Annotated in this window: 26 protein-coding genes; 12 read left to right on the top strand and 14 right to left on the bottom strand. The window is 29.1% G+C overall.

Annotated features, from left to right (window positions below; genetic code table 11):
* Positions 1–14: 14 nt before the first annotated feature.
* The gene (locus DS884_RS10285) at positions 15–707 is read left to right on the top strand and encodes a glutamine amidotransferase-related protein (protein WP_113786669.1); all 693 of its coding nucleotides are present in this window, start codon (positions 15–17) and stop codon (positions 705–707) included.
* Positions 708–1024: 317 nt separating this feature from the next.
* Positions 1025–1711, top strand: a complete 687-nt coding sequence (locus DS884_RS10280) for a hypothetical protein (protein WP_147239390.1) — start codon at positions 1025–1027, stop codon at positions 1709–1711.
* A 266-nt stretch (positions 1712–1977) separates the two neighbouring features.
* Here the strand turns inward: DS884_RS10280 and ftsY are convergent, their stop codons facing one another.
* From ftsY to DS884_RS10255, 5 genes are all read right to left on the bottom strand, one after another.
* Positions 1978–2931: a signal recognition particle-docking protein FtsY gene (ftsY, locus tag DS884_RS10275; protein WP_093868830.1), complete on the bottom strand. Its 954-nt coding sequence runs from the start codon at positions 2929–2931 to the stop codon at positions 1978–1980.
* Positions 2932–3153: 222 nt separating this feature from the next.
* Positions 3154–3306, bottom strand: a complete 153-nt coding sequence (locus DS884_RS10270) for a DUF4295 domain-containing protein (RefSeq protein ID WP_093868831.1) — start codon at positions 3304–3306, stop codon at positions 3154–3156.
* A gap of 66 nt (positions 3307–3372) precedes the next feature.
* Positions 3373–3555: a 50S ribosomal protein L33 gene (gene rpmG / locus DS884_RS10265; RefSeq protein WP_093868832.1), complete on the bottom strand. Its 183-nt coding sequence runs from the start codon at positions 3553–3555 to the stop codon at positions 3373–3375.
* 28 nt (positions 3556–3583) lie between these two features.
* On the bottom strand, positions 3584–3823 hold the full coding sequence (gene rpmB, locus DS884_RS10260; RefSeq protein ID WP_020082122.1) for a 50S ribosomal protein L28: 240 nt from the start codon (positions 3821–3823) through the stop codon (positions 3584–3586).
* Positions 3824–3905: 82 nt separating this feature from the next.
* Complete coding sequence (locus tag DS884_RS10255) at positions 3906–5153, bottom strand: competence/damage-inducible protein A (protein WP_113786667.1); 1248 nt, start codon at positions 5151–5153, stop codon at positions 3906–3908.
* 100 nt (positions 5154–5253) lie between these two features.
* On the opposite strand from DS884_RS10255, the gene DS884_RS10250 reads away from it, so the two are divergent.
* Together DS884_RS10250 and DS884_RS10245 are read left to right on the top strand one after the other, a co-directional pair.
* Entirely contained in the window at positions 5254–6039 is a 786-nt protein-coding gene (locus DS884_RS10250; RefSeq protein WP_113786666.1) for an SDR family NAD(P)-dependent oxidoreductase, read from the top strand.
* The gene (locus DS884_RS10245; protein WP_113786665.1) at positions 6040–7014 is read left to right on the top strand and encodes an NAD-dependent epimerase/dehydratase family protein; all 975 of its coding nucleotides are present in this window, start codon (positions 6040–6042) and stop codon (positions 7012–7014) included.
* 4 nt (positions 7015–7018) lie between these two features.
* Here the strand turns inward: DS884_RS10245 and DS884_RS10240 are convergent, their stop codons facing one another.
* From DS884_RS10240 to DS884_RS10230, 3 genes are all read right to left on the bottom strand, one after another.
* On the bottom strand, positions 7019–7342 hold the full coding sequence (locus DS884_RS10240; protein ID WP_113786664.1) for a hypothetical protein: 324 nt from the start codon (positions 7340–7342) through the stop codon (positions 7019–7021).
* Between the two features lie 11 nt (positions 7343–7353).
* Positions 7354–7962 (bottom strand): fumarylacetoacetate hydrolase family protein, encoded by a 609-nt coding sequence (locus DS884_RS10235; protein ID WP_113786663.1) that lies wholly within the window; start codon positions 7960–7962, stop codon positions 7354–7356.
* A 95-nt stretch (positions 7963–8057) separates the two neighbouring features.
* Entirely contained in the window at positions 8058–8897 is an 840-nt protein-coding gene (locus DS884_RS10230) for a 1,4-dihydroxy-2-naphthoyl-CoA synthase (protein ID WP_093868838.1), read from the bottom strand.
* 89 nt (positions 8898–8986) lie between these two features.
* On the opposite strand from DS884_RS10230, the gene DS884_RS10225 reads away from it, so the two are divergent.
* The gene (locus DS884_RS10225; protein ID WP_093868839.1) at positions 8987–10222 is read left to right on the top strand and encodes an alpha/beta hydrolase-fold protein; all 1236 of its coding nucleotides are present in this window, start codon (positions 8987–8989) and stop codon (positions 10220–10222) included.
* 36 nt (positions 10223–10258) lie between these two features.
* On the opposite strand, the gene DS884_RS10220 is transcribed toward DS884_RS10225, so the two are convergent.
* From DS884_RS10220 to DS884_RS10200, 5 genes are all read right to left on the bottom strand, one after another.
* Complete coding sequence (locus tag DS884_RS10220) at positions 10259–11053, bottom strand: transporter (protein ID WP_158530836.1); 795 nt, start codon at positions 11051–11053, stop codon at positions 10259–10261.
* Between the two features lie 44 nt (positions 11054–11097).
* On the bottom strand, positions 11098–11508 hold the full coding sequence (locus DS884_RS10215; RefSeq protein ID WP_113786661.1) for a DNA-binding protein: 411 nt from the start codon (positions 11506–11508) through the stop codon (positions 11098–11100).
* Positions 11508–13178: a 2-succinyl-5-enolpyruvyl-6-hydroxy-3-cyclohexene-1-carboxylic-acid synthase gene (menD, locus tag DS884_RS10210; RefSeq protein WP_113786660.1), complete on the bottom strand. Its 1671-nt coding sequence runs from the start codon at positions 13176–13178 to the stop codon at positions 11508–11510. Before menD ends, DS884_RS10215 begins: the two co-directional genes overlap by 1 nt.
* Positions 13179–13305: 127 nt before the next feature.
* Positions 13306–13962, bottom strand: a complete 657-nt coding sequence (fsa, locus tag DS884_RS10205) for a fructose-6-phosphate aldolase (RefSeq protein WP_093868842.1) — start codon at positions 13960–13962, stop codon at positions 13306–13308.
* 65 nt (positions 13963–14027) lie between these two features.
* Positions 14028–14828 carry an SDR family oxidoreductase gene (locus tag DS884_RS10200; RefSeq protein WP_113786659.1) on the bottom strand — a complete coding sequence of 267 codons (801 nt, stop codon included), beginning with the start codon at positions 14826–14828 and terminating at the stop codon, positions 14028–14030.
* Between the two features lie 89 nt (positions 14829–14917).
* Between DS884_RS10200 and DS884_RS10195 the strand changes: the two genes are divergently transcribed.
* The 7 genes from DS884_RS10195 to speB all read left to right on the top strand — a co-directional run bounded on the left by DS884_RS10195 (position 14918) and on the right by speB (position 22086).
* Positions 14918–16561: a M1 family metallopeptidase gene (locus DS884_RS10195; protein WP_113786658.1), complete on the top strand. Its 1644-nt coding sequence runs from the start codon at positions 14918–14920 to the stop codon at positions 16559–16561.
* 11 nt (positions 16562–16572) lie between these two features.
* On the top strand, positions 16573–17964 hold the full coding sequence (locus DS884_RS10190; protein ID WP_113786657.1) for a Gfo/Idh/MocA family protein: 1392 nt from the start codon (positions 16573–16575) through the stop codon (positions 17962–17964).
* Positions 17965–17976: 12 nt separating this feature from the next.
* Positions 17977–18879, top strand: coding sequence for a sugar phosphate nucleotidyltransferase (locus tag DS884_RS10185; RefSeq protein ID WP_113786656.1), 903 nt, complete (start codon positions 17977–17979; stop codon positions 18877–18879).
* A gap of 2 nt (positions 18880–18881) precedes the next feature.
* Positions 18882–19952 (top strand): phosphotransferase enzyme family protein, encoded by a 1071-nt coding sequence (locus DS884_RS10180; protein WP_093868847.1) that lies wholly within the window; start codon positions 18882–18884, stop codon positions 19950–19952.
* Between the two features lie 42 nt (positions 19953–19994).
* Complete coding sequence (locus DS884_RS10175) at positions 19995–20501, top strand: cupin domain-containing protein (protein WP_093868848.1); 507 nt, start codon at positions 19995–19997, stop codon at positions 20499–20501.
* Positions 20502–20605: 104 nt separating this feature from the next.
* Complete coding sequence (locus tag DS884_RS10170; protein WP_093868849.1) at positions 20606–21208, top strand: short chain dehydrogenase; 603 nt, start codon at positions 20606–20608, stop codon at positions 21206–21208.
* A 101-nt stretch (positions 21209–21309) separates the two neighbouring features.
* Positions 21310–22086 carry an agmatinase gene (gene speB / locus DS884_RS10165; RefSeq protein ID WP_113786655.1) on the top strand — a complete coding sequence of 259 codons (777 nt, stop codon included), beginning with the start codon at positions 21310–21312 and terminating at the stop codon, positions 22084–22086.
* Positions 22087–22117: 31 nt separating this feature from the next.
* On the opposite strand, the gene DS884_RS10160 is transcribed toward speB, so the two are convergent.
* Entirely contained in the window at positions 22118–22741 is a 624-nt protein-coding gene (locus DS884_RS10160; protein ID WP_113786737.1) for a hypothetical protein, read from the bottom strand.
* Between the last annotated feature and the right edge of the window lie 7 nt (positions 22742–22748).

The following is a 22748-nucleotide window of genomic DNA, read 5'->3' as shown; positions in this document are numbered from 1 at the left end:
AAACATTTAAAAAAATGAAAATCGCAATCATTGGAGAATTCGATGAAAACTTCAGACCACATGTAGCCACAAATCAAGCTATTGAACACTCACGTTCAATTATTGATCAAGATTTTGAATCAAAATGGGTTTCTACTGAAACTGTTGAAAAAAATATGGAGCTAATTTTAAAAGAATTTCAAGGCTTTTGGATTGCACCAGGAAGTCCGTATAAGAGTATGAAAGGAGCAATTGACTTAATTGAATACACCAGAAAAAATAATATACCAACATTTGGAACTTGTGGGGGGTTTCAACATATGATAATCGAATATGCTCGAAATGTTCTTGATTTAAAAGATGCAGAGCATGCAGAATATGATCCATATGCTTCTCGATTAGTTATAGACCCTCTTTCTTGTAACTTAAAAGGCGATCCATTAGAAATAGAAATTATAGATGAAAAATCAAAGGTGTTTTCTATCTATCAAAAACGTGTTATTAAAGAAAAGTATTATTGTAATTTCGGTTTGAACCCAGATTATCAAAATTCATTTGATAAAAATGGTTTTAAAATTGTGGGAAGCGATAAACATAATGAAGCAAGAATTGTAGAACTTGAAAAACATCCATTTTTCATTGCTACTTTATTTGTCCCACAAGATAACTCTACTTTTAACTCACCTCATAAACTGGTTACAGAATTCATCAGAACTATTTTAAAATAGAGAATAGTCTTCTCTTTATAAACAGAAAAAATATAAGTCAAATTTACATTCACATGAATAAAGGCATTAGCTTAAATCAAGTATTATTCTGAGTAACAATCTATTTATGAAAACTTAATTATAAGAGCTACCTCTATAAAACAAAAGAAAGATTAACATAAAGTTCTTTTACTTTATTACATCATTTTAATTTACTTGTATAATTATAACTAAAACATTCCTTCCCCAAAATATACTTTTACTCTATAATACTTAATGGATAAAAGTTATATTTGGAAGTGTGAAAACTGCTAACTTTAACTAAAAAGCAACTAAAAATGAACGTAATTAGACATACGATAATCTTAATTATGATTGTTAATCTAACTTCTTGTAAAAAAAAGTCTATTAATTTAGAAACTAAAAACTTAAAATTAGAAATAAGTTCAGTTTATAAAGAACATGGAAACTTCACAAATAAATTAAGAAGTTCACCTATTTTAATTGACGCAGATAAGATTGGCTTAAAAGAAGTTTTAGGCTTATTATTAAAAGTAGATACAAGCGATATAAAAATAGAGAATAAGGAATTGAAAAATCAATTTTTTAATGTTTTTATAGAACCGAAAAATAATGATTCAAAAGTTAATAAAGTTGTTTTAAATACAATTTTAGATAAATGGAATTTAAAGTTAAAAATAAGCAACCATAAATCATATATTATTGAAATTCAAGATTCAGTAAAGTATAACAATTTTAAGTCCATTAAAAAAAATTCTGTTAACTACGTATATAATTTACCTGATTCTATAAAATTAAGTAATTGTAATTTAAAAAGAATAACTGAAGTATTAAATTCTGAATTCTCGGAAAAAATTGTTTTTGATGGTGATTCAAAAAAAATCGATTATAACTGGAAAAAAATGACATTTGATCATTTAAAAAATCAACTACAGAATGATTTAGGGTTAATTTTCTTAGATACTAATGAAGATAAAAAAACATTTGTGATTAGTGATAACTAAAGTTAACATCATATATAATTGTTGATTTATTTACAACTATTTTTTTCTCTATTGAAAAAACTAAATCAACTTTTAATATTAGTAATTAAAAAAAAGACGAGGTCAAACATAAAATTCAATCACCAATAAAAATCAAATAGAAGCCGTTTTGGAAATAAAAAATGGTTGAATTTAGTGTATGGCAAAGTATTTAACAACATATCAATATTGTATAAAAGTAAAAAAACTCCCAATTGGGAGTTTTTTATTTTTATATTTTAGTCTTCTTACTTAAAAAAACTATCTACAAATTCATGCTTGTTAAAAACTTGTAAGTCATCTATACCTTCTCCAACTCCAATATATTTAACAGGTATTTTAAATTGATCAGATATCCCTATAACTACCCCACCTTTTGCGGTACCATCTAATTTAGTTACAGCTAATGATGTTACTTCTGTAGCTTTAGTGAACTGTTTTGCTTGTTCAAAAGCGTTTTGACCAGTAGAACCGTCTAATACTAATAATACATCATGTGGTGCATCTGGAATTACCTTTTGCATAACACGTTTAATTTTAGTTAATTCATTCATTAAATTAACTTTGTTGTGTAAACGTCCTGCTGTATCAATAATAATAACATCAGCGTCTTGATTAACCCCTGACTTTACCGTATCAAATGCTACAGAAGCAGGATCTGACCCCATTTCTTGGCGAATAATAGGTACATCTGTTCTATCAGCCCATACTTGTAACTGATCAATTGCTGCTGCTCTAAAAGTATCAGCTGCTCCTAATACAACTTTTAAACCTTTCTTTTTAAACTGTGAAGCTAATTTACCAATCGTTGTTGTTTTCCCAACTCCATTTACCCCTACAACCATCAATACATATGGCTTTTTATTTTCGGGAATTGTAAAATCAGTTTCATCACCTGTATTCGTTTCAGAAAGCAAACCTGCTATTTCGTCTCGTAAAATTTGGTTTAATTCCTCAGTACCTAAATATTTATCACGAGCTACACGTTCTTCTATTCTTTCTATAATTTTTAATGTAGTATCTACACCAACATCAGATGAAACTAAAACTTCTTCTAAATTATCTAATACATCATCATCAACTTTTGCTTTACCAGCAACAGCCTTTGATAACTTAGAAAAAAAACTTGTTTTTGTTTTTTCTAAGCCCTTATCTAATGTTTCTTTTTTCTCTTTTGAAAAAATTTTCTTAAAAAAACTCATAGTTAAATTTTATAATCGCTTATACTAGGTTAAAAACCATACCAAACATAGTATATGGTCAAATTGTCATTTTATACGATTACTTTTCGTGTTAAGAGTAAGATATTTTGATATAATAAAACTTAACTCGAAGGGTAATGCTCAAAAGTACAGTTTTTTAATACATAAAAAAAGCTACCTTCAAAATTTGAAAGTAGCTTTTTTATAAACTGTAAACAAGAATTACTTTTTAGCTATAAAGTCATTTACTTGTGTAGGATCCATAATAGCTTCAACAAATGTGTAAGCTCCAGTTTTAGGAGACTTTACCATTTTGATAGCTTTGGTTAATCTTTTTGAACCTGTTTGTAAAGTTGCTACTGATTTCTTTGCCATGTCCTATAGGTTATTGGTTGTTTTTTAAAACTTCAAATACGAATACTTGATATTTTAAATCTCTAATTATTTAATTTCTTTATGAACTGTCATCTTCTTTAAGATTGGATTAAATTTCTTTAATTCCATTCTATCAGGAGTGTTCTTTTTGTTCTTTGTAGTAATATAACGTGAAGTTCCTGGTTGACCAGTACCTTTATGCTCAGTACATTCTAAAATTACTTGAACTCTGTTTCCTTTTTTTGCCATCTCTGTAAAATTTTATCTAAGTAAGGAATTATTTAGTTAAGAAACCTTTTTCTCTAGCTTCTTTAATCACAGCAGAGATTCCTTTTTTATTAATATTTTTTAATGCAGAAGCAGATACTTTTAAGGTAACCCACTTATCTTCTTCTGGAATATAGAAACGCTTAGTCATTAAATTAGCGTTAAACTTTCTTTTAGTTCTATTTAAAGCGTGTGATACATTGTTACCAACCATCGCTTTTTTTCCTGTTAATTCACAAACTCTAGACATCTTCTTGACAGTTTTATAGTGTTATTTCTAAACGAGGTGCAAATATACGAACTTTTAACAGAATTAAACAAAATATTACAGGTTATTTTTTCATAATATTTTTTTGCAATAATTCTAACGCTTTAGTTACCGTTCTATTTATTACCTTTTCTCTCGGCTGACCAAAATTAAACTCCTGAACATCAACACCTTTATTATTCGCAATTGCTATATACACTACCCCTACACTTTTATCATTATTATCAGTAGTCGGTCCTGCATTCCCTGTTACAGCAATAGCATAATCAGTTTCTAATTTATTTTTTGCTGCTAAAGCCATTTGTTTTGCCACCTCTTCACTTACTACAGAATGATTTTCAATGACTTCTTTCGATACATCTAATAATTGTTCTTTTAATTTAGCAGTATAGGTAATAAAACTCCCCAAATAATAAGCAGAAGAACCAGCTACAGAAACAATTGTTGAAGCAATCTTTCCTCCTGTTAAGCTTTCTGCTGTACAAAGTGTTTGTTTTCTTTCTTTTAATAAATCTCCTATTCTTTTTTCTATAGAAGCTCCATCTTCAATCCCTGCAATAATGTCTGGTATTAATTTTTTAAGTTCTTGAATTTTTTTTGACATCGTTTCTTCTAAAAGCGCTTTGTTTTCTCCCTTAGCAGACAACCTTAAACGCACTCTACCAAATGAAGGTAAGTAAGCTAATTTTATAAATGAAGGTAGATTCTCTTCCCATTCTTCTATTCTTTCAGCAATCACACTTTCACCAGTTCCGTAAGTCATAATTGTTTTATGAAAAATAAAAGGCAAGCTAAATTCTTTTTGCAATTTAGGTAACACTTCATTAGTCATTAATCCTTTCATTTCATAAGGCACTCCTGGCAACGAGACAAAAACTGTGTTGTTTTCATAAAACCACATACCTGGAGCTGTTCCTAATTGATTCATTAATAATGTTGCCTTTGAAGGTAATTGTGCCTGATATTTCTGCACCTCATTAAATGGATGGTTAACCTTTTTAAAAATCCTCTTTATATTATCTACAACTTCTGAATATTCAACAACCTTGGTATCTTTAAAATATTCTGCAATTGTTTTTTTAGTTATATCATCTTTTGTTGGCCCAAGTCCTCCTGTAATAATAACAATATCGGCTCTTTCTTCTGCCTCTTTTAAAGCGTTTAAAATATGTTGCTTTTCGTCTTGTATAGAAGATATTTGATATACTGAAACTCCTATTTTATTTAATTCTTGACCTATCCATTGTGAATTAGTATCAACTATTTGCCCGATGAGAATTTCATCTCCAATGGTAATTATTTCTGCGTTCAAATAAATCTATTTAACTTTTGTTTCACAAAGATATAACTAATATTTATGCCATAAAGTGTAACAAAGTTTTTACTTTTATGTCTTTAAAAAAAACTTACTTATGAAAAATAGTTTTGCTTTGATTACGGGTGCAAGTCAAGGTTTAGGATTGTACTTATCTAAGGAGCTTGCTAGCCGTGGTTATAATTTACTATTAGTTTCATTACCAAATGAAAATTTAGCTTCTAGTTCAAAAAACATAGAAAATGAATTTAACGTTATTGTTAAGTTTTATGAAACAGATTTAACTGTTAAAAACAATATTATAAATCTTTGTGATTGGGCTAATAATTATAAAATTTCAATTCTAATTAATAATGCAGGTTGTGGAGGTTCAAAAAAAATAACAGAAGCCTCGTTAGATTATATTGAGAAAATTATTCAATTAAACATCATTTCTACTTCTTTCATTACCAAATTAATTATTCCTAATTTAGCATCTAATACTAAGAGTTACATTTTAAATGTATCTAGTATGGCTGCTTTTAGCCCTATTGGTTATAAAACCGTATATCCTGCTTCGAAAAAATTTATTGATTATTTTTCTTTAGGTTTAAGAGAAGAATTAAAAGAATTCAATATCTCTGTTTCTGTTGTATATCCTGGACCAATGAAAACAAATAATGAGGTGAGTAGTAGGATAGAAAAACAAAGTGGTTTTGTAAAATCTGGAGTAGTAAGTTTACATGAAATGGCATTTCAAAGTATTGAGAAAATGCTTCAAAGTAAAAAAAGAGTTATACCTGGCAAACTAAATAAACTAAGCAAGGTAATCTTAAAAATTTTACCCTTAAATACCAAAATAAAATTATTGAGTAAAGCTATAAAAAAAGAAATTGAGGTTTAAATGAGAATTTTAGTTACTGGTGCTAATGGTTTATTAGCTACAAATATTATACAACAACTACTTCAACAAAACAATGAAGTTATTGGCTTTTTAAGAAACCCAAACAGTTTTACATTAGAACCAAACAAAAATCTTCAATTACAAATTGGTGATATTACCCACGTTGAATCTTATACTGAACTTCTTAAAAACACAGATTGTATTATTCATGTTGCTGCATTAACTAATCAAAACATTATTGATTATAATGTATACAAGAAAGTAAATGCTACAGCCACTGAAATCCTATATAAAAATGCAATTAAAAATAATATCAAAACTTTTATTTACGTTAGTACTGCTAATTGTTTTGGTTATGGTTCATTAAACAATCTAGGAAACGAAACGAAAGCTATTTCTTTCCCTTTTACAAAATCTTTGTATGCTAAAAGTAAATTAGAAGGACAAGATGCGCTTTTAAAATTATCTGAAGAAAATCAGCATACAAAACTTGTAATTTTAAACCCTACTTTTATGATTGGCCCTTATGACACAAAACCTAGTTCTGGAAGGTTAGTTTTAAGTGCTTATAAAAAGAAAATTATTTTTTATCCTCCAGGAGGAAAAAGTTTTATTAATGTAGTTGATGCAGCTAAAGCTGTTATTAATTCAATAACTCATGGAAAACATAAGGAAGCCTATATTCTATCTGGTGAAAATTTATCATATTTAAGCTTTTATAAAAAAGTTACTCAACAACTAAATCAAAAATCTTATTTTATTAAAATTCCTAAATTACTATTATTCTCTATTGGTTATTTAGGTGATCTACTTCGTTTTTTTAAGGTGAAAACAGATTTATCAAGCATTAATGTAAAAACATTATGTGTACATAATTATTACTCAAACCAAAAAGCTACACAAAAAATAAAGCTTCAACAAACACCTATTGAAGTAGGTATTGCTGAAGCTATAAAGTGGTTTAAATTGAAATAAGAAATTAGCTATTCCCTATTTGATCTATCAGTTTATCTTCTAATGGTTTTTGCTTTTTCCAAGTTTTCTCTAAATAATAATACAATCCATAGCAACTCAAAAGACCAAAAGGCATTAATATTAATTCTAGCACAAAATCATTTATTGTTTCTAAAAAATCTGACCCCGCTATTACAACAGTAACGCCTATTATAGCGGCAGAAATAAAAAAACCGATAAAATAGGTAACTACACCCAATACTCCAAAACCCCATTTATTTTTCTTGTAATCATCTGCTAATTCATAAAACTTTTTTCCTATAAAATAGAGCAACACTAACCATAACATAACTTTCTTTTTTATTTAATTTTTATTTGAAATGCTTCTTTATTTTCAATAATTCCTGTTAATACATCATTTTCTTCAACTTTACCAACACCAGCTGGTGTACCAGTAAAAATTACATCTCCTTTTTTTAATGTGAAATATTGAGAAACATAACTTACTAACTCATCAATCTTCCATAACATAGATTGTGTATTTCCATCTTGAACTACTTCATTGTTCTTTTTAAGCTGAAAAGATAACTTATTTATATCAAATTCTTCTTTTGGAAAAAAGTTTCCTATAACAGCACTTCCATCAAATGCCTTTGCTTTTTCCCAAGGTAATCCTTTTTCCTTACATTTAGCCTGCACGTCACGAGCAGTAAAATCGATACCTAAACCTATTTCATCATAGTATTTAGGTGAAAACTTTGGTGAAATATGCTTCCCTACTTTATTTATTTTTACCAACACCTCAACTTCATAATGAATATCATTTGAAAAAGGCGGTATAAAAAAAGGCATTTTTTTAGGTAAAATTGCAGAATCAGGTTTTAAAAAGACCACTGGACTTTCAGGCTTCTCATTCTCTAATTCTTCTATGTGTTTAGCGTAATTACGCCCTATACAAATTATTTTCATTCTATAAAACAAAACGTCATTACAAACAAAATGAAGTAACCTTTAAAATGAGATTACTTCATCATTTTTATTTATAACAACAAGTTAATTTAATTTTAAGGGATCCATGTTTTAGGGAAGTTCGGCTTTCTCTTTTCCAAAAAAGCATCACGTCCTTCTTTAGCTTCATCTGTCATGTATGCTAAACGTGTAACTTCACCTGCAAACACTTGTTGTCCTACCATTCCATCATCAGTTAAATTCATTGCAAACTTTAACATTTTAATTGATGTTGGCGATTTTTCTAATATTTCTTGAGCCCAATCAAATGCTGTTTGTTCCAACTCATCATGAGGTACAACAGCATTCACCATCCCCATTTCATAAGCTTCTTGCGCAGAATAATTTCTACCCAAAAAGAATATCTCTCTAGCTCTCTTTTGCCCTACCATTTTAGCTAAATATGCAGAACCATATCCTGCATCAAATGAAGTTACGTCGGCATCTGTTTGTTTAAAAATAGCATGCTCTTTACTTGCTAAAGTTAAATCGCAAGTAACATGTAAACTATGTCCACCACCTACTGCCCAACCTGGAACTACACAAATTACAGCTTTAGGCATAAAACGAATTAATCGTTGAACTTCTAAAATATTTAATCGATGATACCCATCTTTTCCAACATACCCCTGATGGCCACGTGCATTTTGATCTCCTCCTGAACAAAAACTCCAAACACCATCTTTAGTTGATGGCCCTTCAGCTGACAATAATACAACTCCAATATTAGTATCTTCATGTGCATCATTAAATGCATCTAACAATTCAGATGTTGTATGTGGACGAAATGCATTACGCACATTAGGTCTGTTAAATGCTATCCTTGCAACATTGTGTGATTTCTTATACGTAATATCTTCGTACTCTTTGGCGGTTTCCCATTGAGGTTGTATCATAATTTCAAACTATTATCGTTATATAAAGCAAAAATAGCATAATAACTTTATTTTCTTTTTTATATTTGAGTATTAATAAACCAATCCCTATGAAATATCTGTCTCTTGTATTTGCTTTTTGCATTTCATTTTCTTCTTTTTCCCAGGAAGTCATTACTAAATCTATCGATTCTAAAGAATTGAAACGAAAAAGAAGTTTTAAAATTTACCTTCCAAAAAACTACAAAAAAGATTTAACTGCTAATTACCCACTAGCTATTGTATTGGGTAATCAATATTTATTTGATTTATATGTTGGAAACGCGAAATTGTTTGCCAATGTTGACAAAGCTCCAAGACAAATAGTTGTTGGTATTGATATGGAAAAAACGTACGCTAAAGATATTTCCATAGTAGAAGCTACTAATATGCTAACTAGTAGATCTTCTCATTTTTATAACTTTATTAAGCATGAATTAATTCCTTATATGGAAGCCAATTTTAAAACATCACCTTTTATGTCTATTACAGGTGAAGGAAAAGGAGCTAATTTTTTAACTCATTTTTTAAAAGAACCTGAACCTATTTTTAATGCCTACATATGTGCTACCCCTGAATTTGCAAAATATGCTCCTCAAATCATCAATTCATATACACTTAGCAGACTTGGAAAAATAGACAATACCTACTACATATATGCTAGTAACTCTAAAAAACAAACAACAGAAGAGTTATATGATAGGTATAGCGAAATCGGAACTTTCCTATCTTCTTTTAATGCTGAAAACTTTCATGTAAACTTTGATAAATTTGAAAGCTCTCCTAGTTTTTTAGCCACCATTAGTGAAACTATACCTAGGGCTTTTACAAATATGTTTTCTTTATACTCCAAAATATCTAAAGGTGAGTATGAAAAAAACGTAAAAGACTTAGATCCTCTTGATGCAATAAAATATTTAGAGAAAAAATATTTAGACATTCAATATTTATATGGCGCTAATTTAAATGTAAGATTAGATGACATTTATGCTATTGAAGGTATTGTTATGGACAAAATGGATGGAGATTACTTAAGAGTTTTAGGTGATTTTGTTATGATTAAATATCCAGACCTACATTTAGGTGATTATTATGTAGGAAAATTTCATGAACTTGGTAAAGATTATGAAAAAGCAGATTTTTATTACAAAGCCGCTTATGGAAAAATGAACCCCTCAGATCCTAACACTGACTCTTTTTATGAAAACATAAAGCGAGTTAATGATTTAATGGGTAGTCAAAAACCAGATGAAGAAATTCTTCCTGAAGAAGATAATGAAGAAGAAGAAAAAGAGGAGGATAAATAATATTATATAAATAAAAANNTTTTTATTTATATAATATTATCCTCTTTTTTCGCCAATTCTCCAAGATATTCCTCCACTTACTCCCCAATCATTATTTACATTTATACCTTTACCACTTAATAAATCGATTTTCAAATCTTTATTTATTAAATATGAGATTCCTGAATTAAAATTAATTTTAATCTTAGGTGTTGTATACTTATCAATCGAACCATAAGGCTCAACAAACACAGAAATTTTATCAGTTAATTTATATGATAAATTAAATGCATACACCCCCTCTACAAAAACACCTCTTTCTTCTTTAACTCCATTTCTTACACCCTTTATTTCTTTTACTTCTTCTACCAAAACACTAGATTTTAAATCAATATTTGCTCCAAAATTAAATGTATAACTTAAATTTTCATTAAACGAATACCCCATAATAAAGAGTATAGAAGAATAATCAATTTGATTTATTGAATTTGATAAATTAAACGTAAGCTGAAAACCAGTTGAAGGAAGTATTCCATCTCCTTCAAAAATATTAGCTTTACCACCAAATGAAATCATTTCAATTTTTTCTTTTTTATTTGAGAAATCATAAAGCATACCTGCAATAAGATCAATTCTTTCCGATATACCATAACGCAAAATAGAGTTTAATTTAAACGAATTGTGTTCCTCTAAATAATCCATCCCAGTCTCCAACTGAAAAACGTTTTTCCCAACAGAAAATACACTAATCGCATTTCCTGGTCTACCAGAATCTATTTCTTCTTGATATTGTGCTTTCAAACTAAAAATTGAAAACAATAATACAACACTTAAAAATATTCTTTTTTTCATACCTCTTTTTTTCATACCTCTTTTTTTCATACTAATTATTTATTTTAACTTAATTCTATTCTATCTTCTTTTAAAACAATTTTTTTATTCTTATATAAACTACCAATAGCTTTTTTGAATGCTTTTTTACTCATTTGTAAATGAAATTTAATTGATTCAGGAGAGCTTTTATCTGTCAATAAAAGAAACTTTTTTTCTTCTAATTTATTCAGAATTTTTTCAACATCAGCATCTATTACATTTCTAAAACCTTGAGGTTGTAATGAAACATCAATTCTTTCATCTTCACGAATCTTTTTTATGTAACCTACAGTTTTAAACCCTTCTTCTAATTCAGTAAAAACTTCATTTCTGTAAAGTAATCCTTCAAACTCTTCATTTATTAATACTGTATATCCTAAATGACTTTCAGTACCAATTACTAAATCTACCTTATCTCCTATTTTTAAATCCATTATAAATTTTTAAAATATTTTTTTAATATACTATCATTTACACTTGAAGGTGTAAATATCTCTAAAATTTTCGGTTTTAGTGAATCACTGTAAAATCCAGATAGCTTATTTTCTAGCTCTTTTACATTCGTTACTGACTCATATTCAAAACCATATGTTTTTGCCAAATATTCAGCATTTAAACTGTGAGGTGTTTCAAAATAATTTAACGCATTCGTTGTTTGAGGCCCTGGTATTATTTTGAAAATTCCTCCTCCTGAGTTATTTACTATAATGATTCTAAAATTACTAGGCACATAACTATTCCATAAAGCATTACTATCATAATAAAAACTAATATCTCCAGAAATAAATACGGTTTGTTCTTTACTTGCTAATGCAGCTCCAATTGCGGTACTAGTACTTCCATCAATCCCACTAGTTCCTCTATTACAAAAAACTCGTAATGTTGGATTCAATTTAAACAATTGTGTGTATCTAATAACTGAACTATTACTTAATTGTAATTGGCAATTATTTGGAATAGATTTTAACAATACATTGAACACCTCTAAATCAGAATAAGAAATAGTTTTTACAAAATTTTCATGACTATCTATTCTCTTATTTTCTATCTCTAACCAGTGTTCTTTATAACTGCTTGATATCTTTTTCTTGTAATTAATTAACTCTAAAAAAAACATCTCCGGCACTTCTTGAACAAACTCACTTAAACAAAAATAAGTATCTAATTTCTCAAGTTTATCAATATGCCAATGATGCTTTGGTTGATACTTCCTTAAGAATTGTTTTATTCTTTTTGACACAACCATTCCACCTAATGTAATTAAAACATCTGGCTGTAAAGCTTCAAAAGATTTTTCGTTAAGTGGAGTAATTAATACATCTATATTATTTACAAAATTTGAACCATATAAATTAGACGTTGTTTCAGTCATTATTAAAACAGACTCATCATTTGCATACTTACTTAAAATACTTTGCAACTCATCAGAAGGGTAATTTACTCCAATTAAAATCAATTTACGTTCTGCTGAATTCCATATATCAGCAAAATACTCATAGTTGATATTACTTGCAGTTGATGTTAATTCTTCTTTAGATATCTTCAATACCTCATCCTTAATTACCTCTCCCATCTCATCAACAACTTCATATAAAGGCTCCTCAAAAGGAACATTTACATGTATCGGGCCTTTTTTTTGTATTGCTGTGCTTATAGCTTCATTTAACATTTCCGCATTACGACCCAGTTCATTTGTATCTTCTACCAAATTTGCTGAATATAAAATATGATTTGCAAAAACATTTTCTTGTCTAATAGCCTGTCCATCCCCTACATCAATTAAGTGTCTTGGCCTATCAGCAGATATAACTAACAAAGGTATTTTACTATAAAAAGCCTCAGCTATTGCTGGATAATAATTAAGTAATGCTGAGCCTGAAGTACATACTATCGCCACTGGCTTTCGTTTTTGTTGAGCTATTCCCATAGCAAAAAACGCAGCGCAACGCTCATCAACAATACTATAAGTTTCCATATCAGGATGATTAGTAAAACCTATTGTTAAAGGTGCATTTCTTGAACCAGGTGATATTACAACAGTATCAATATTATAAAATTGACATGCTGAAATTACTAATTGTGCTAATTGTTTTTTTGGATACATCAGAGTGCAAAAGTATTACTAAAAAAGAAATTCCACACTAATAGTGTGGAATTCTTATTTGTTAATCTAGAAATCTATTTTTTATATGATTTCTTTATATTTCATTTTCAAAGAATTCAGCTAACAATTACTGTTGTCCTTTTTTATAATCAGCTAAAAACTTTTCTAAACCTATATCAGTTAAAGGGTGTTTTAATAATCCAGAAATAGCACTTAAAGGTCCAGTCATAACATCAGATCCTAATTTAGCACAATCAATGATATGCATTGTATGACGAACAGAAGCAGCTAAAATTTCTGTTTCAAACATATAGTTATCATAAATTTGACGAATTTCGGCTATTAAGTTTAAACCATCTGTAGATATATCATCTAAACGACCTATAAAAGGAGATACATATGTTGCTCCTGCTTTTGCTGCTAATAATGCTTGCCCAGCAGAAAAAACTAATGTTACATTTGTTTTAATACCTTTATCAGAAAAATATTTACATGCCTTTATACCATCTTTAATCATTGGTAATTTTACTACTATTTGTGGATTAAGAGCTGCTAATGCCTCACCTTCTCTTACCATTCCTTCATAATCAGTTGAAATTACTTCAGCAGAAACATCTCCCTCAACAATATCACATATCGCTTTATAATGGTTAATAATATTTTCTTCTCCAGTAATCCCCTCTTTTGCCATTAATGACGGATTAGTAGTTACTCCATCTAAAATACCTAAAGCTTGTGCTTCTTTAATTTGATCAAGATTAGCTGTGTCAATAAAAAATTTCATCTATTTATAATTTAAAAAGTTGTGTTCTATTTCTAAAAAAATATTTCTTCTAATACGCTACAAATTTACAATTTATAATGGTTCATTAATAGTTTTTCATAAATTTTATCAGGTAAAACTCTTTTTAAAATAATTGAAAATTTCTCCATAAACCCTCCTACTTTATAATGTATTTTAGGTGACTTGCTTTTTATTATTTCATAAATAGCTTTTGCCATCATCATTGGATCTTCCCCTGAACTCACATGACTATCCATTAATGCTAAATTCTCAGCATATTTTTCTTTATACGCTGAATTTTCAAATACCGGCGTATGATATCTACCAGCAGCAATATTTGTAGCAAAATCACCCGGAGCTACATTCACCACTCGTACACCAAAACTCTTAACTTCCATACTTAACGCCTCAGTTACCAATTCTAAAGCCCCTTTGCTTGCAGAATATACTCCTCTAAATGGCAATCCCATATAACCTGCTATTGAAGTTGTATTAATAATGAGTCCACTCTTCTCTAACCGCATAGAAGGTAACACCTCTTTAATTACATCAATAACTCCAAAAAAATTAGTATCAAAATTAGATTTCATTTCTTCAGTTGGCGTATCCTCAATTGGCCCAGTGATTCCTTTACCTGCATTATTTATCAAAACATCAATCTTTCCTTCTATCCCAATCACTTCGCCGATAGCTCTTTTAATAGATTCTTTCTGAGTAACATCTAAAGCTACCATTGAAAAAGGAACATTTACTTTACTCGGATTTCTACTAGTACCGTACACCTTATAATTTTTACCATGCAAATACAATCCTATAGATTTTCCTATTCCTGAAGAAGCTCCAGTAATAAATACAACTTTTGACATTCTATATAATTTTAGACAAATATCCAAAAGTTAAAGTCAATAAAAAAACTTTAAAAACTTATATTAGCAACTCAATTTCAGTAAAAATTATGTGCAAAAAAATTATTTTTAGTAGTTTCTTAATATTTGCAAGCTTTTTAAGTTTTGCGCAAACATCTTTATTTAAACACACAAATACATTTACTCGTCAAGATACACTAAGAGGTTCTATTACTCCTGAAAGAGTTTGGTGGGACTTATCTTATTACCATTTAAATATTTCAGTGGATCCTGATAAAAAATTCATTAAAGGCCACAACAAAGTAACTTATAAAGTTTTAAAACCTGCTTCTAGGCTACAAATAGATTTACAAGCTCCTTTAAAAATTACAAAAGCTACCCAAAATGGAAAAAGCCTTATGATTACTTCAGAAGGTAATGCTCATTTCATTCAATTAAAAGAAAAACAACAAATAGGTACTACAAACTCTATTATAGTTTATTATGAAGGAACCCCCAAAGAAGCTATAAGAGCTCCTTGGGATGGTGGTTTTTCTTGGAAAAAAGACATGAATGGAAATCACTTTGTAGCAACTTCATGCCAAGGATTAGGGGCTAGTGTTTGGTGGCCTAATAAAGATCATATGTATGATGAAGTTGATAGTATGGCTATAAGTGTTCGTGTTCCTAAAAATTTAACAAACGTTTCTAATGGTAGACTTAGAAAAGTTGAAAAGCACAATGACAACACTACTACTTTTCATTGGTTTGTTAAGAATCCTATTAATAATTACGGTGTTAATGTAAATATTGGTGATTATGTGAATTTTTCAGAAAAATATGACGGTGAAGATGGTGTATTAGATATGAACTATTACGTTTTACGTGATAATCTAGAAAAAGCAAAAAAACAGTTTAGAGACGCTTCAAAAATGATGAAGGCTTTTGAACATTGGTTTGGTAAATATCCTTTTTACGAAGATAGTTTTAAACTCGTAGAAGTTCCTTATTTAGGCATGGAACATCAAAGTTCAGTTACTTACGGAAATCAATATAAACAAGGATACCTAGGAAATGACTTATCTGGTACTGGATGGGGATTAAAATTCGACTTTATTATTATTCATGAAGCTGGTCATGAATGGTTTGCTAACAATATTACTAATAAAGATATTGCTGACATGTGGGTACACGAAAGCTTTACCGCGTATTCTGAAAACTTATTCTTAGATTATTATTATGGAAAAAAAGCATCAGCTGAATATGTTATTGGTACTCGACGATCTATAAGAAACGATATCCCAATTATAGGACAATATAATGTAAATAGTGAAGGTTCAGGTGATATGTACTACAAAGGAGCAAATATGCTTCATACAATTCGTCAATTAATAGATAATGATAAAAAATGGCGTAAAATTTTACGTGGCTTAAATAAAAAGTTTTATCACAAAACAGTAACTACTCAAGAAGTTGAAAAGTATATGATTGATAAATCTGGTATTGATTTAACCAAAGTTTTTGATCAATATTTACGTACCGTTAAAATTCCTGTTTTTGAGTATCAAATTACTGATAATAAATTAAAATACCGTTGGAATAATGTTGTAAAAGGCTTTAACATGGCTATTAAAGTTACAGCCAACAATAAAGCTTGTACATTAAAGCCAACTGAAAAATGGCAAACACTAAAAACAAACACTAAAACTCTTGTTGTAGACAACAACTTCTATGTAACTGTAAACAAGATATAATTCCTATTCTCATGAACAGAAAAAACTTTATTCAATCACTCTTAGGTGCTTCTGCATTTATTTCAATGCCTTTTTCATCTTATGCTAATGATAATGATGCTCTATTAGGTGCAATTAAAACAACCTCTAAACCCACTAAAGGGAATTTGTTTGGGTTTAAAGCTTCACCTATAAAAAAAGTTAAAGTTGGAATTATAGGACTTGGTAATAGAGGTACCACTCTATTACAAATGTATGAATGGCTTGCTAAACAAGGATATTGTGAAATAGTAGCTCTTTCTGATTTACAAGAGAAAAAAGTTCAAAAGGCTGCTGATAGCTTAAGTAAATGGCAAAAGAAAAAGCCAAACTTATACTTTGGAGATAAAAACGAATGGCAAAAACTTGCAAAGCAAGATGATATAGATTTATTATTAATTACTACTCCATGGGAACTACATACACCTATGTGTATATATGGTATGAATCAAGGAAAGCATGTAGCATGTGAAGTACCAATTGCTTATACTTTAAGTGAATGTTGGGAACTAATAGAAGCTGCAGAAAGAAATCAGAAACACTGTATTATGATTGAAAACTGCTGTTATAATGAAGAGGAATTATTTGTTCTTAATATGATTGAAAACGGAGTTTTTGGAGATATCACTCATACTGAAGGTGCTTATTTACACGATTTAAGAGCTCACATGTTGAGTTCAGATTATTATGAAGATCAATGGCGATTAAAGCATCACATTGAAAGAGATGGTAATTTTTACACAACTCATGGTTTAGGCCCTATTAGTTTTTATTTAAATATTGGTCGTGGAGATACTTTTGACCATCTAACATCTATGAGTTCTAGAGAACTTAACTTAAGTGAAACTGCTAAAAGACTAAATTCTCCATACACAAATTTTAAATGTGGTGATATGAATTCAACCATGATTAAAACAGCTAAAGGTAAAAGTATTTTACTTCAATTTGATGTTCATACTGGTCGTCCATACTCAAGAATAAATAAAGTAGTAGGAACTAAAGCAACTCATGATGGTTATCCTAGTAGGTTATATATTGACAAAGAAGAGCTAGCTTATTGGGGGCATCAATGGCTTTCTAAAGACGATTATCAATCCTATTCAAAAAAATATACGCACCCAATAATTAAAAAGTTAAAAACCATAAGTCAAAGTTTCAAACAAGGGCATGGAGGAATGGACTTTGTAATGATGTATCGACTTATCAGATGTTTGAACCTTGGTTTACCGTTAGATATTAATGCTTATGACAGTGTTATGTGGAGTGCTATTACACCTCTTTCTGAAATTTCAGTAGCTAGTAAAAGTTTGTCTATTCCTATACCTGACTTTACAAATGGTCTGTGGAAAAAAGATACGCCTTTAGAAATTATGAGAGATATTTAAAAACACTATCCTATGAGTTTAACTCTTTTAGTAATGGCTGCTGGTATGGGTAGCCGTTTTGGTGGATTAAAACAATTAAGCCCTATTAATTCTTTCAAAGAAACCATTATTGATTATTCCGTTTTTGATGCAAAAAGAGCTGGATTTTCTAAGGTTGTTTTTGTTATTCGTAAAGAATTTGAAAAAGAGTTTAAAAAACAAGTCACTGCAAAATATAATAATCAAATTGATGTAGATTTTGTTTTTCAAGACACTCAAAATTTACCTCTTGATTTTACTTCTTCTAAAAGAACAAAACCATGGGGTACTGGCCACGCAATTTGGTCTGCAAGAAACGTTGTTACCACTAATTTTGCAGTAATAAATGCTGATGATTTTTATGGTAGTGATTCTTTCATAATTATGGCTAAACATCTTTCATCTTTAAAAGAAAACGATCTTTCAAAACAATGCATGGTAGGTTACCGTATTGAAAACACCTTATCAACTAACGGAAGTGTTTCAAGAGGAATTTGTGAAGTTGACAACAACAACCTTACCTCTATTACTGAGCGTACCAATATTATAAAAAAAGAAGATCACACAATTGTTTATCTAGAGAACAATACGGAAACAGTTTTAAAATCAAATGAAATTGCTTCTATGAATATGTTTGGTTTAACTCCTGCCATATTCTCCTCTTTTGAAGAAGATTTTATCTCTTTTCTTAGAGAAAATATTCATGAGTTAAAAAGTGAATTCTATCTTCCTTTTGTTTTAAATAACTTAGTAGTCAAAAGTAAAAGCTCTGTAAAAATTTTACCAACCAGTTCTAAATGGTTTGGAATGACATATAAAGAAGATAAAGAAGTAGTTGAAAACAATATTAAAAAATTAACTTCTTCTGGAGAATATCCTAAACAACTTTGGAATTAATAATGGATATTACTTCAATTATTCAAGCTTTTAAAATAAAGGGGGATTTTATAACTCATGAAATAATCAATTCAGGCTATATAAACACCACTTACAAAATTATTACTTCAAAGGATTGTTATATTCTCCAAAAAATAAATAATCATATTTTTAAAGATATTGATAAACTTTCAGAAAATATATTTAGAATAACAACACATATTCAATCTAGAACACCAAAAGATAAATCAGATAGAATATTAACTATTATTCTAACAAAAAAGAATAAGAGATATTACAAAAATAAAGATGGTTCATTTTGGAGAATGTTTAATTATATAAACAATTCAAAAACTATTGAAACACTAAATAATGAAAAACAGGCTGAAAGTTTAGGAAAAGCTTTTGGAAACTACCATCAAGTTTTGTCAGACTTACCCCAGCCTAAATTATTTGAAGTATTACCTAATTTTCACAATACCCCAAACAGAATTGAGCAGCTAAAAAAAGCTATTCAACAAAATCAAAATAATAAACTTTCAAAAGTTAAAGATGAAATAGAATACTTGTTAAGTTTAGCCCCTGAAATGCATGAAATTATTTTACTTGGAAACCAAGAAAAAATACCTTTACGTACAATTCATCAAGATGCCAAAGTAGCAAACATTCTATTTAACCAAAATAATGAAATTATTTGTATTATTGATTTAGACACAACAATGTCTGGTTATTTAGCCTACGATTTTGGTGATGCTGTAAGAACAGGTATGAATACAGCTTCAGAAGGAGAAAAAAACATAGCTAAAGTTTCTTTAGATATAAACTTATTTAAAGCTTTCACGAAAGGATATGCTAAAGCTTCTAGAAATTTTATAACACATGAAGAAATAAAATCTTTAATGCTTGGGGTAAAAATTATCACTTACGAACAAGCCATTCGTTTTTTAGCTGATTATTTAAATAATGATATTTATTATAAGATCGAATATCAAGAACATAATCTAGTAAGAACCAAAGTTCAAATTTCCTTATTAAAAGATATTCTTAAAAATTTTAATCAAATGAATGATTTTGTAATAGCCTCTTATCAATAATACTTTTTAAAACATAACTTGACTTTTAACACTACACCAAACATGGAGACAAAAATTGATAAAATAATAAAAGAGTTAAAACTAGAACCACATCCAGAAGGTGGTTATTTTAGGGAAACATACCGTAGTGAGGGAAAAATAAATAATAATAGTTTAGAAAAAAACTACACAGGAAATAGAAATTATTCTACTTGTATTTACTTTTTACTAACTTCAGATAATTTCTCTGCATTACATAGGATAAAACAAGATGAAATTTGGCATTTTTATGACGGATCACCTATTAAACTACATACTATTTCAGAATCTGGAGTACATGAAACACATATTATAGGAAATAATTTAAGTAAAGGAGAAATTCCACAATTTGTTGTCCCTGGAGGTTATTGGTTTGGAGCTGAAGTCATTGATCAAAATTCTTATTCTTTAGTTGGCTGTACAGTTTCTCCTGGATTTAGTTTTGAAGATTTTGAACTTAAATCTGAAAAAGAGCTTACTTCTTTGTTCCCTAATCAAAAAGAGATTATTTCAAAATTAACACATCATTAATCACCTTTTTTTATTCTTTATTTAATTATCATCTCTATTTCTTAACATAAATACTCTTAAACCATATTTTGTTTGTATTTTTAAGAAAATTAAGTTTAAAATAAATGAAAATATTAGTTATTGGTGGTAATGGAACTATAGGCAAAAAAGTATCTAATTATTTAATGACCAAACACGAAGTTATAATTGGAGGTAGATTAAGTGGTGACGTTAAAATTGACATTTCAAAAAGTGAATCGATTGAAAATTGCTTCTCTCAAATTGGTAAATTAGATGCTATTGTTTGTATTGCTGGTGAAGCAAAATGGGATGCTTTTAAAAACCTGACTGAAGAAGATTATTACATTGGTTTAAAAAGCAAATTAATGGGGCAAGTTAATGTAGTTAGAATAGGTAGTAAATATCTAAACCCTAAAGGATCTATTACTCTATCTACAGGTATTTTAGCTGATTATCCTGTTGAAAAAACAACAAGTGCTGCTATGGTTAATGGAGCTATACATAGTTTTGTAAAAGCTGTAGATTTAGAAATAGAAAATGAAATACGTGTAAATGTTGTATCACTTGGTGTTGTTCAAGATGCTTATGAGAAATACAAAGATTATTTTCCTGGCCATAATCCAATTCCAACTGACAAAGTAATCAATTCTTATATTAAAAGTATAGAGGGAAAAAATAGAGGTCAAATCATACGATATTATGATTAAAATCTTCACATTTATAAAGACAGAAAAACTTTCCTGTTTTCATCGAAAATTTTACTAAATTGGTGTTTCAAGTATAAATCACCCCTAACATCTAACTAACAATGAGTAAAATAACTATTCAAGGAATTAAGTACGATGAAAAATCCTCCTACTTAAGAGGGCCAAGTCTTGCTCCTTCTTTAATAAGAGACGCTTTAAACTGTGGCTCCGCTAATATGTATTCTGAAAACTTAATTTCAATTGAAAACCCAGCTATAAGTGATGCGGGAGATTTTGAAATTAAAGAATATTTTGACATTGAAAAAATAACAAAAAAGCATATAGATACTGGTGCTAAAATTTTTACCCTAGGAGGAGATCACTCTATAACTTTTCCTATTATCAAAGCGCATAGTAAAAAGTATTCTAAATTTGATATACTACATATAGATGCCCACTGTGACTTATACGATAATTATGAAGGTGATTTATATTCTCATGCTTCGCCTTTTGCTAGAATTATGGAACACGGACTTGTTAACAGACTGGTACAGGTTGGAATTAGAACCTTAAATCCACATCAAGCTGAACAAGCAGAAAAATATAACGTAGAAATTCATCAAATGAAAGATTTAGACTTAGCATCTATTCCTGAGTTTAAAAATCCCTTATATATTTCTTTAGATATGGACGGATTTGACCCTGCTTACGCTCCTGGTGTTTCTCATCATGAACCTGGAGGATTGACTTCAAGACAGGTTATAAATTTAATTCAAAGCATAGATACAGAAATCATTGGTGCTGATATTGTAGAATACAACCCAAAACAAGATTTAAAAAACATGACTGCTTTTTTAGCTGCTAAAATGATGAAAGAAATAGTAACTAAAATGTTATAAAACAAAAAAGAGGCTATCCCGCCTCTTTTTTTTATTTTACTTTACACTTTTTCATTACTTGTTTGGCTCTTTTTTCTCCCCATCGTGGATGAAATTTTTCTGGATTATCCGTTTTAAATAGTGTAAGTGATTTTTCTACGTCTTTACAATATGGCTCAATCGATGTTCCAAAAAACTGTGCGCTTCCCATATTCCATTCAGCTTTTCCTAAAATTACTCTAGGATTATTAGGCGCTAATTTTTCTGCCTCAGCATATAATTTTGTATTCTTCATTGATAATGTCATCCCATATTTTTGTCCATCAAAAGCTATATAAGCTGTATTTAATAAAGCTTGTGTTATCATAATTTCTGGATTCTTTTCTGATAAAGATTTTGCTTCATCTAAAAACTCTTGTGCTTTTTTTAATTTTGCTTCTAATTTTGCTTCGTCCTTTAACCCAAAACTCCCTAATATTTCTATAGTAGCAACATAAAAAGGAGGTAACCAATTTTCTTTTTCTACTTTTGAAATTCGTTCAAACAATTGAGATGCTTCAGTGTTTTTTTTGGCTTCCCATAATTCAAAAGCTTTTACCATTCCTTTTTCATACTGACTTTGAGCTATCATATTCATTGAAAATAAAACTGCTACTATTGCTATAATTTTTTTCATTTTTATA

Source organism: Tenacibaculum sp. E3R01, assembly GCF_003318185.1.
Classification (GTDB): Bacteria; Bacteroidota; Bacteroidia; order Flavobacteriales; family Flavobacteriaceae; genus Polaribacter; species Polaribacter halocynthiae.
This window is presented reverse-complemented; position numbering and strand designations above follow the sequence as displayed.

Bases quoted from the DNA above. Each gene is read 5' to 3' on its own strand.
- DS884_RS10285 (WP_113786669.1), top strand. From the start codon at position 15: ATGAAAATCGCAATCATTGGAGAATTCGATGAAAACTTCAGACCACAT.
- DS884_RS10280 (WP_147239390.1), top strand. From the start codon at position 1,025: ATGAACGTAATTAGACATACGATAATCTTAATTATGATTGTTAATCTA.
- ftsY (WP_093868830.1), bottom strand. From the start codon at position 2,931: ATGAGTTTTTTTAAGAAAATTTTTTCAAAAGAGAAAAAAGAAACATTA.
- DS884_RS10270 (WP_093868831.1), bottom strand. From the start codon at position 3,306: ATGGCAAAGAAATCAGTAGCAACTTTACAAACAGGTTCAAAAAGATTA.
- rpmG (WP_093868832.1), bottom strand. From the start codon at position 3,555: ATGGCAAAAAAAGGAAACAGAGTTCAAGTAATTTTAGAATGTACTGAG.
- rpmB (WP_020082122.1), bottom strand. From the start codon at position 3,823: ATGTCTAGAGTTTGTGAATTAACAGGAAAAAAAGCGATGGTTGGTAAC.
- DS884_RS10250 (WP_113786666.1), top strand. From the start codon at position 5,254: ATGAAAAATAGTTTTGCTTTGATTACGGGTGCAAGTCAAGGTTTAGGA.
- DS884_RS10245 (WP_113786665.1), top strand. From the start codon at position 6,040: ATGAGAATTTTAGTTACTGGTGCTAATGGTTTATTAGCTACAAATATT.
- DS884_RS10240 (WP_113786664.1), bottom strand. From the start codon at position 7,342: ATGTTATGGTTAGTGTTGCTCTATTTTATAGGAAAAAAGTTTTATGAA.
- DS884_RS10235 (WP_113786663.1), bottom strand. From the start codon at position 7,962: ATGAAAATAATTTGTATAGGGCGTAATTACGCTAAACACATAGAAGAA.
- DS884_RS10230 (WP_093868838.1), bottom strand. From the start codon at position 8,897: ATGATACAACCTCAATGGGAAACCGCCAAAGAGTACGAAGATATTACG.
- DS884_RS10225 (WP_093868839.1), top strand. From the start codon at position 8,987: ATGAAATATCTGTCTCTTGTATTTGCTTTTTGCATTTCATTTTCTTCT.
- DS884_RS10220 (WP_158530836.1), bottom strand. From the start codon at position 11,053: ATGAAAAAAAGAATATTTTTAAGTGTTGTATTATTGTTTTCAATTTTT.
- DS884_RS10215 (WP_113786661.1), bottom strand. From the start codon at position 11,508: ATGGATTTAAAAATAGGAGATAAGGTAGATTTAGTAATTGGTACTGAA.
- menD (WP_113786660.1), bottom strand. From the start codon at position 13,178: ATGTATCCAAAAAAACAATTAGCACAATTAGTAATTTCAGCATGTCAA.
- fsa (WP_093868842.1), bottom strand. From the start codon at position 13,962: ATGAAATTTTTTATTGACACAGCTAATCTTGATCAAATTAAAGAAGCA.
- DS884_RS10200 (WP_113786659.1), bottom strand. From the start codon at position 14,828: ATGTCAAAAGTTGTATTTATTACTGGAGCTTCTTCAGGAATAGGAAAA.
- DS884_RS10195 (WP_113786658.1), top strand. From the start codon at position 14,918: ATGTGCAAAAAAATTATTTTTAGTAGTTTCTTAATATTTGCAAGCTTT.
- DS884_RS10190 (WP_113786657.1), top strand. From the start codon at position 16,573: ATGAACAGAAAAAACTTTATTCAATCACTCTTAGGTGCTTCTGCATTT.
- DS884_RS10185 (WP_113786656.1), top strand. From the start codon at position 17,977: ATGAGTTTAACTCTTTTAGTAATGGCTGCTGGTATGGGTAGCCGTTTT.
- DS884_RS10180 (WP_093868847.1), top strand. From the start codon at position 18,882: ATGGATATTACTTCAATTATTCAAGCTTTTAAAATAAAGGGGGATTTT.
- DS884_RS10175 (WP_093868848.1), top strand. From the start codon at position 19,995: ATGGAGACAAAAATTGATAAAATAATAAAAGAGTTAAAACTAGAACCA.
- DS884_RS10170 (WP_093868849.1), top strand. From the start codon at position 20,606: ATGAAAATATTAGTTATTGGTGGTAATGGAACTATAGGCAAAAAAGTA.
- speB (WP_113786655.1), top strand. From the start codon at position 21,310: ATGAGTAAAATAACTATTCAAGGAATTAAGTACGATGAAAAATCCTCC.
- DS884_RS10160 (WP_113786737.1), bottom strand. From the start codon at position 22,741: ATGAAAAAAATTATAGCAATAGTAGCAGTTTTATTTTCAATGAATATG.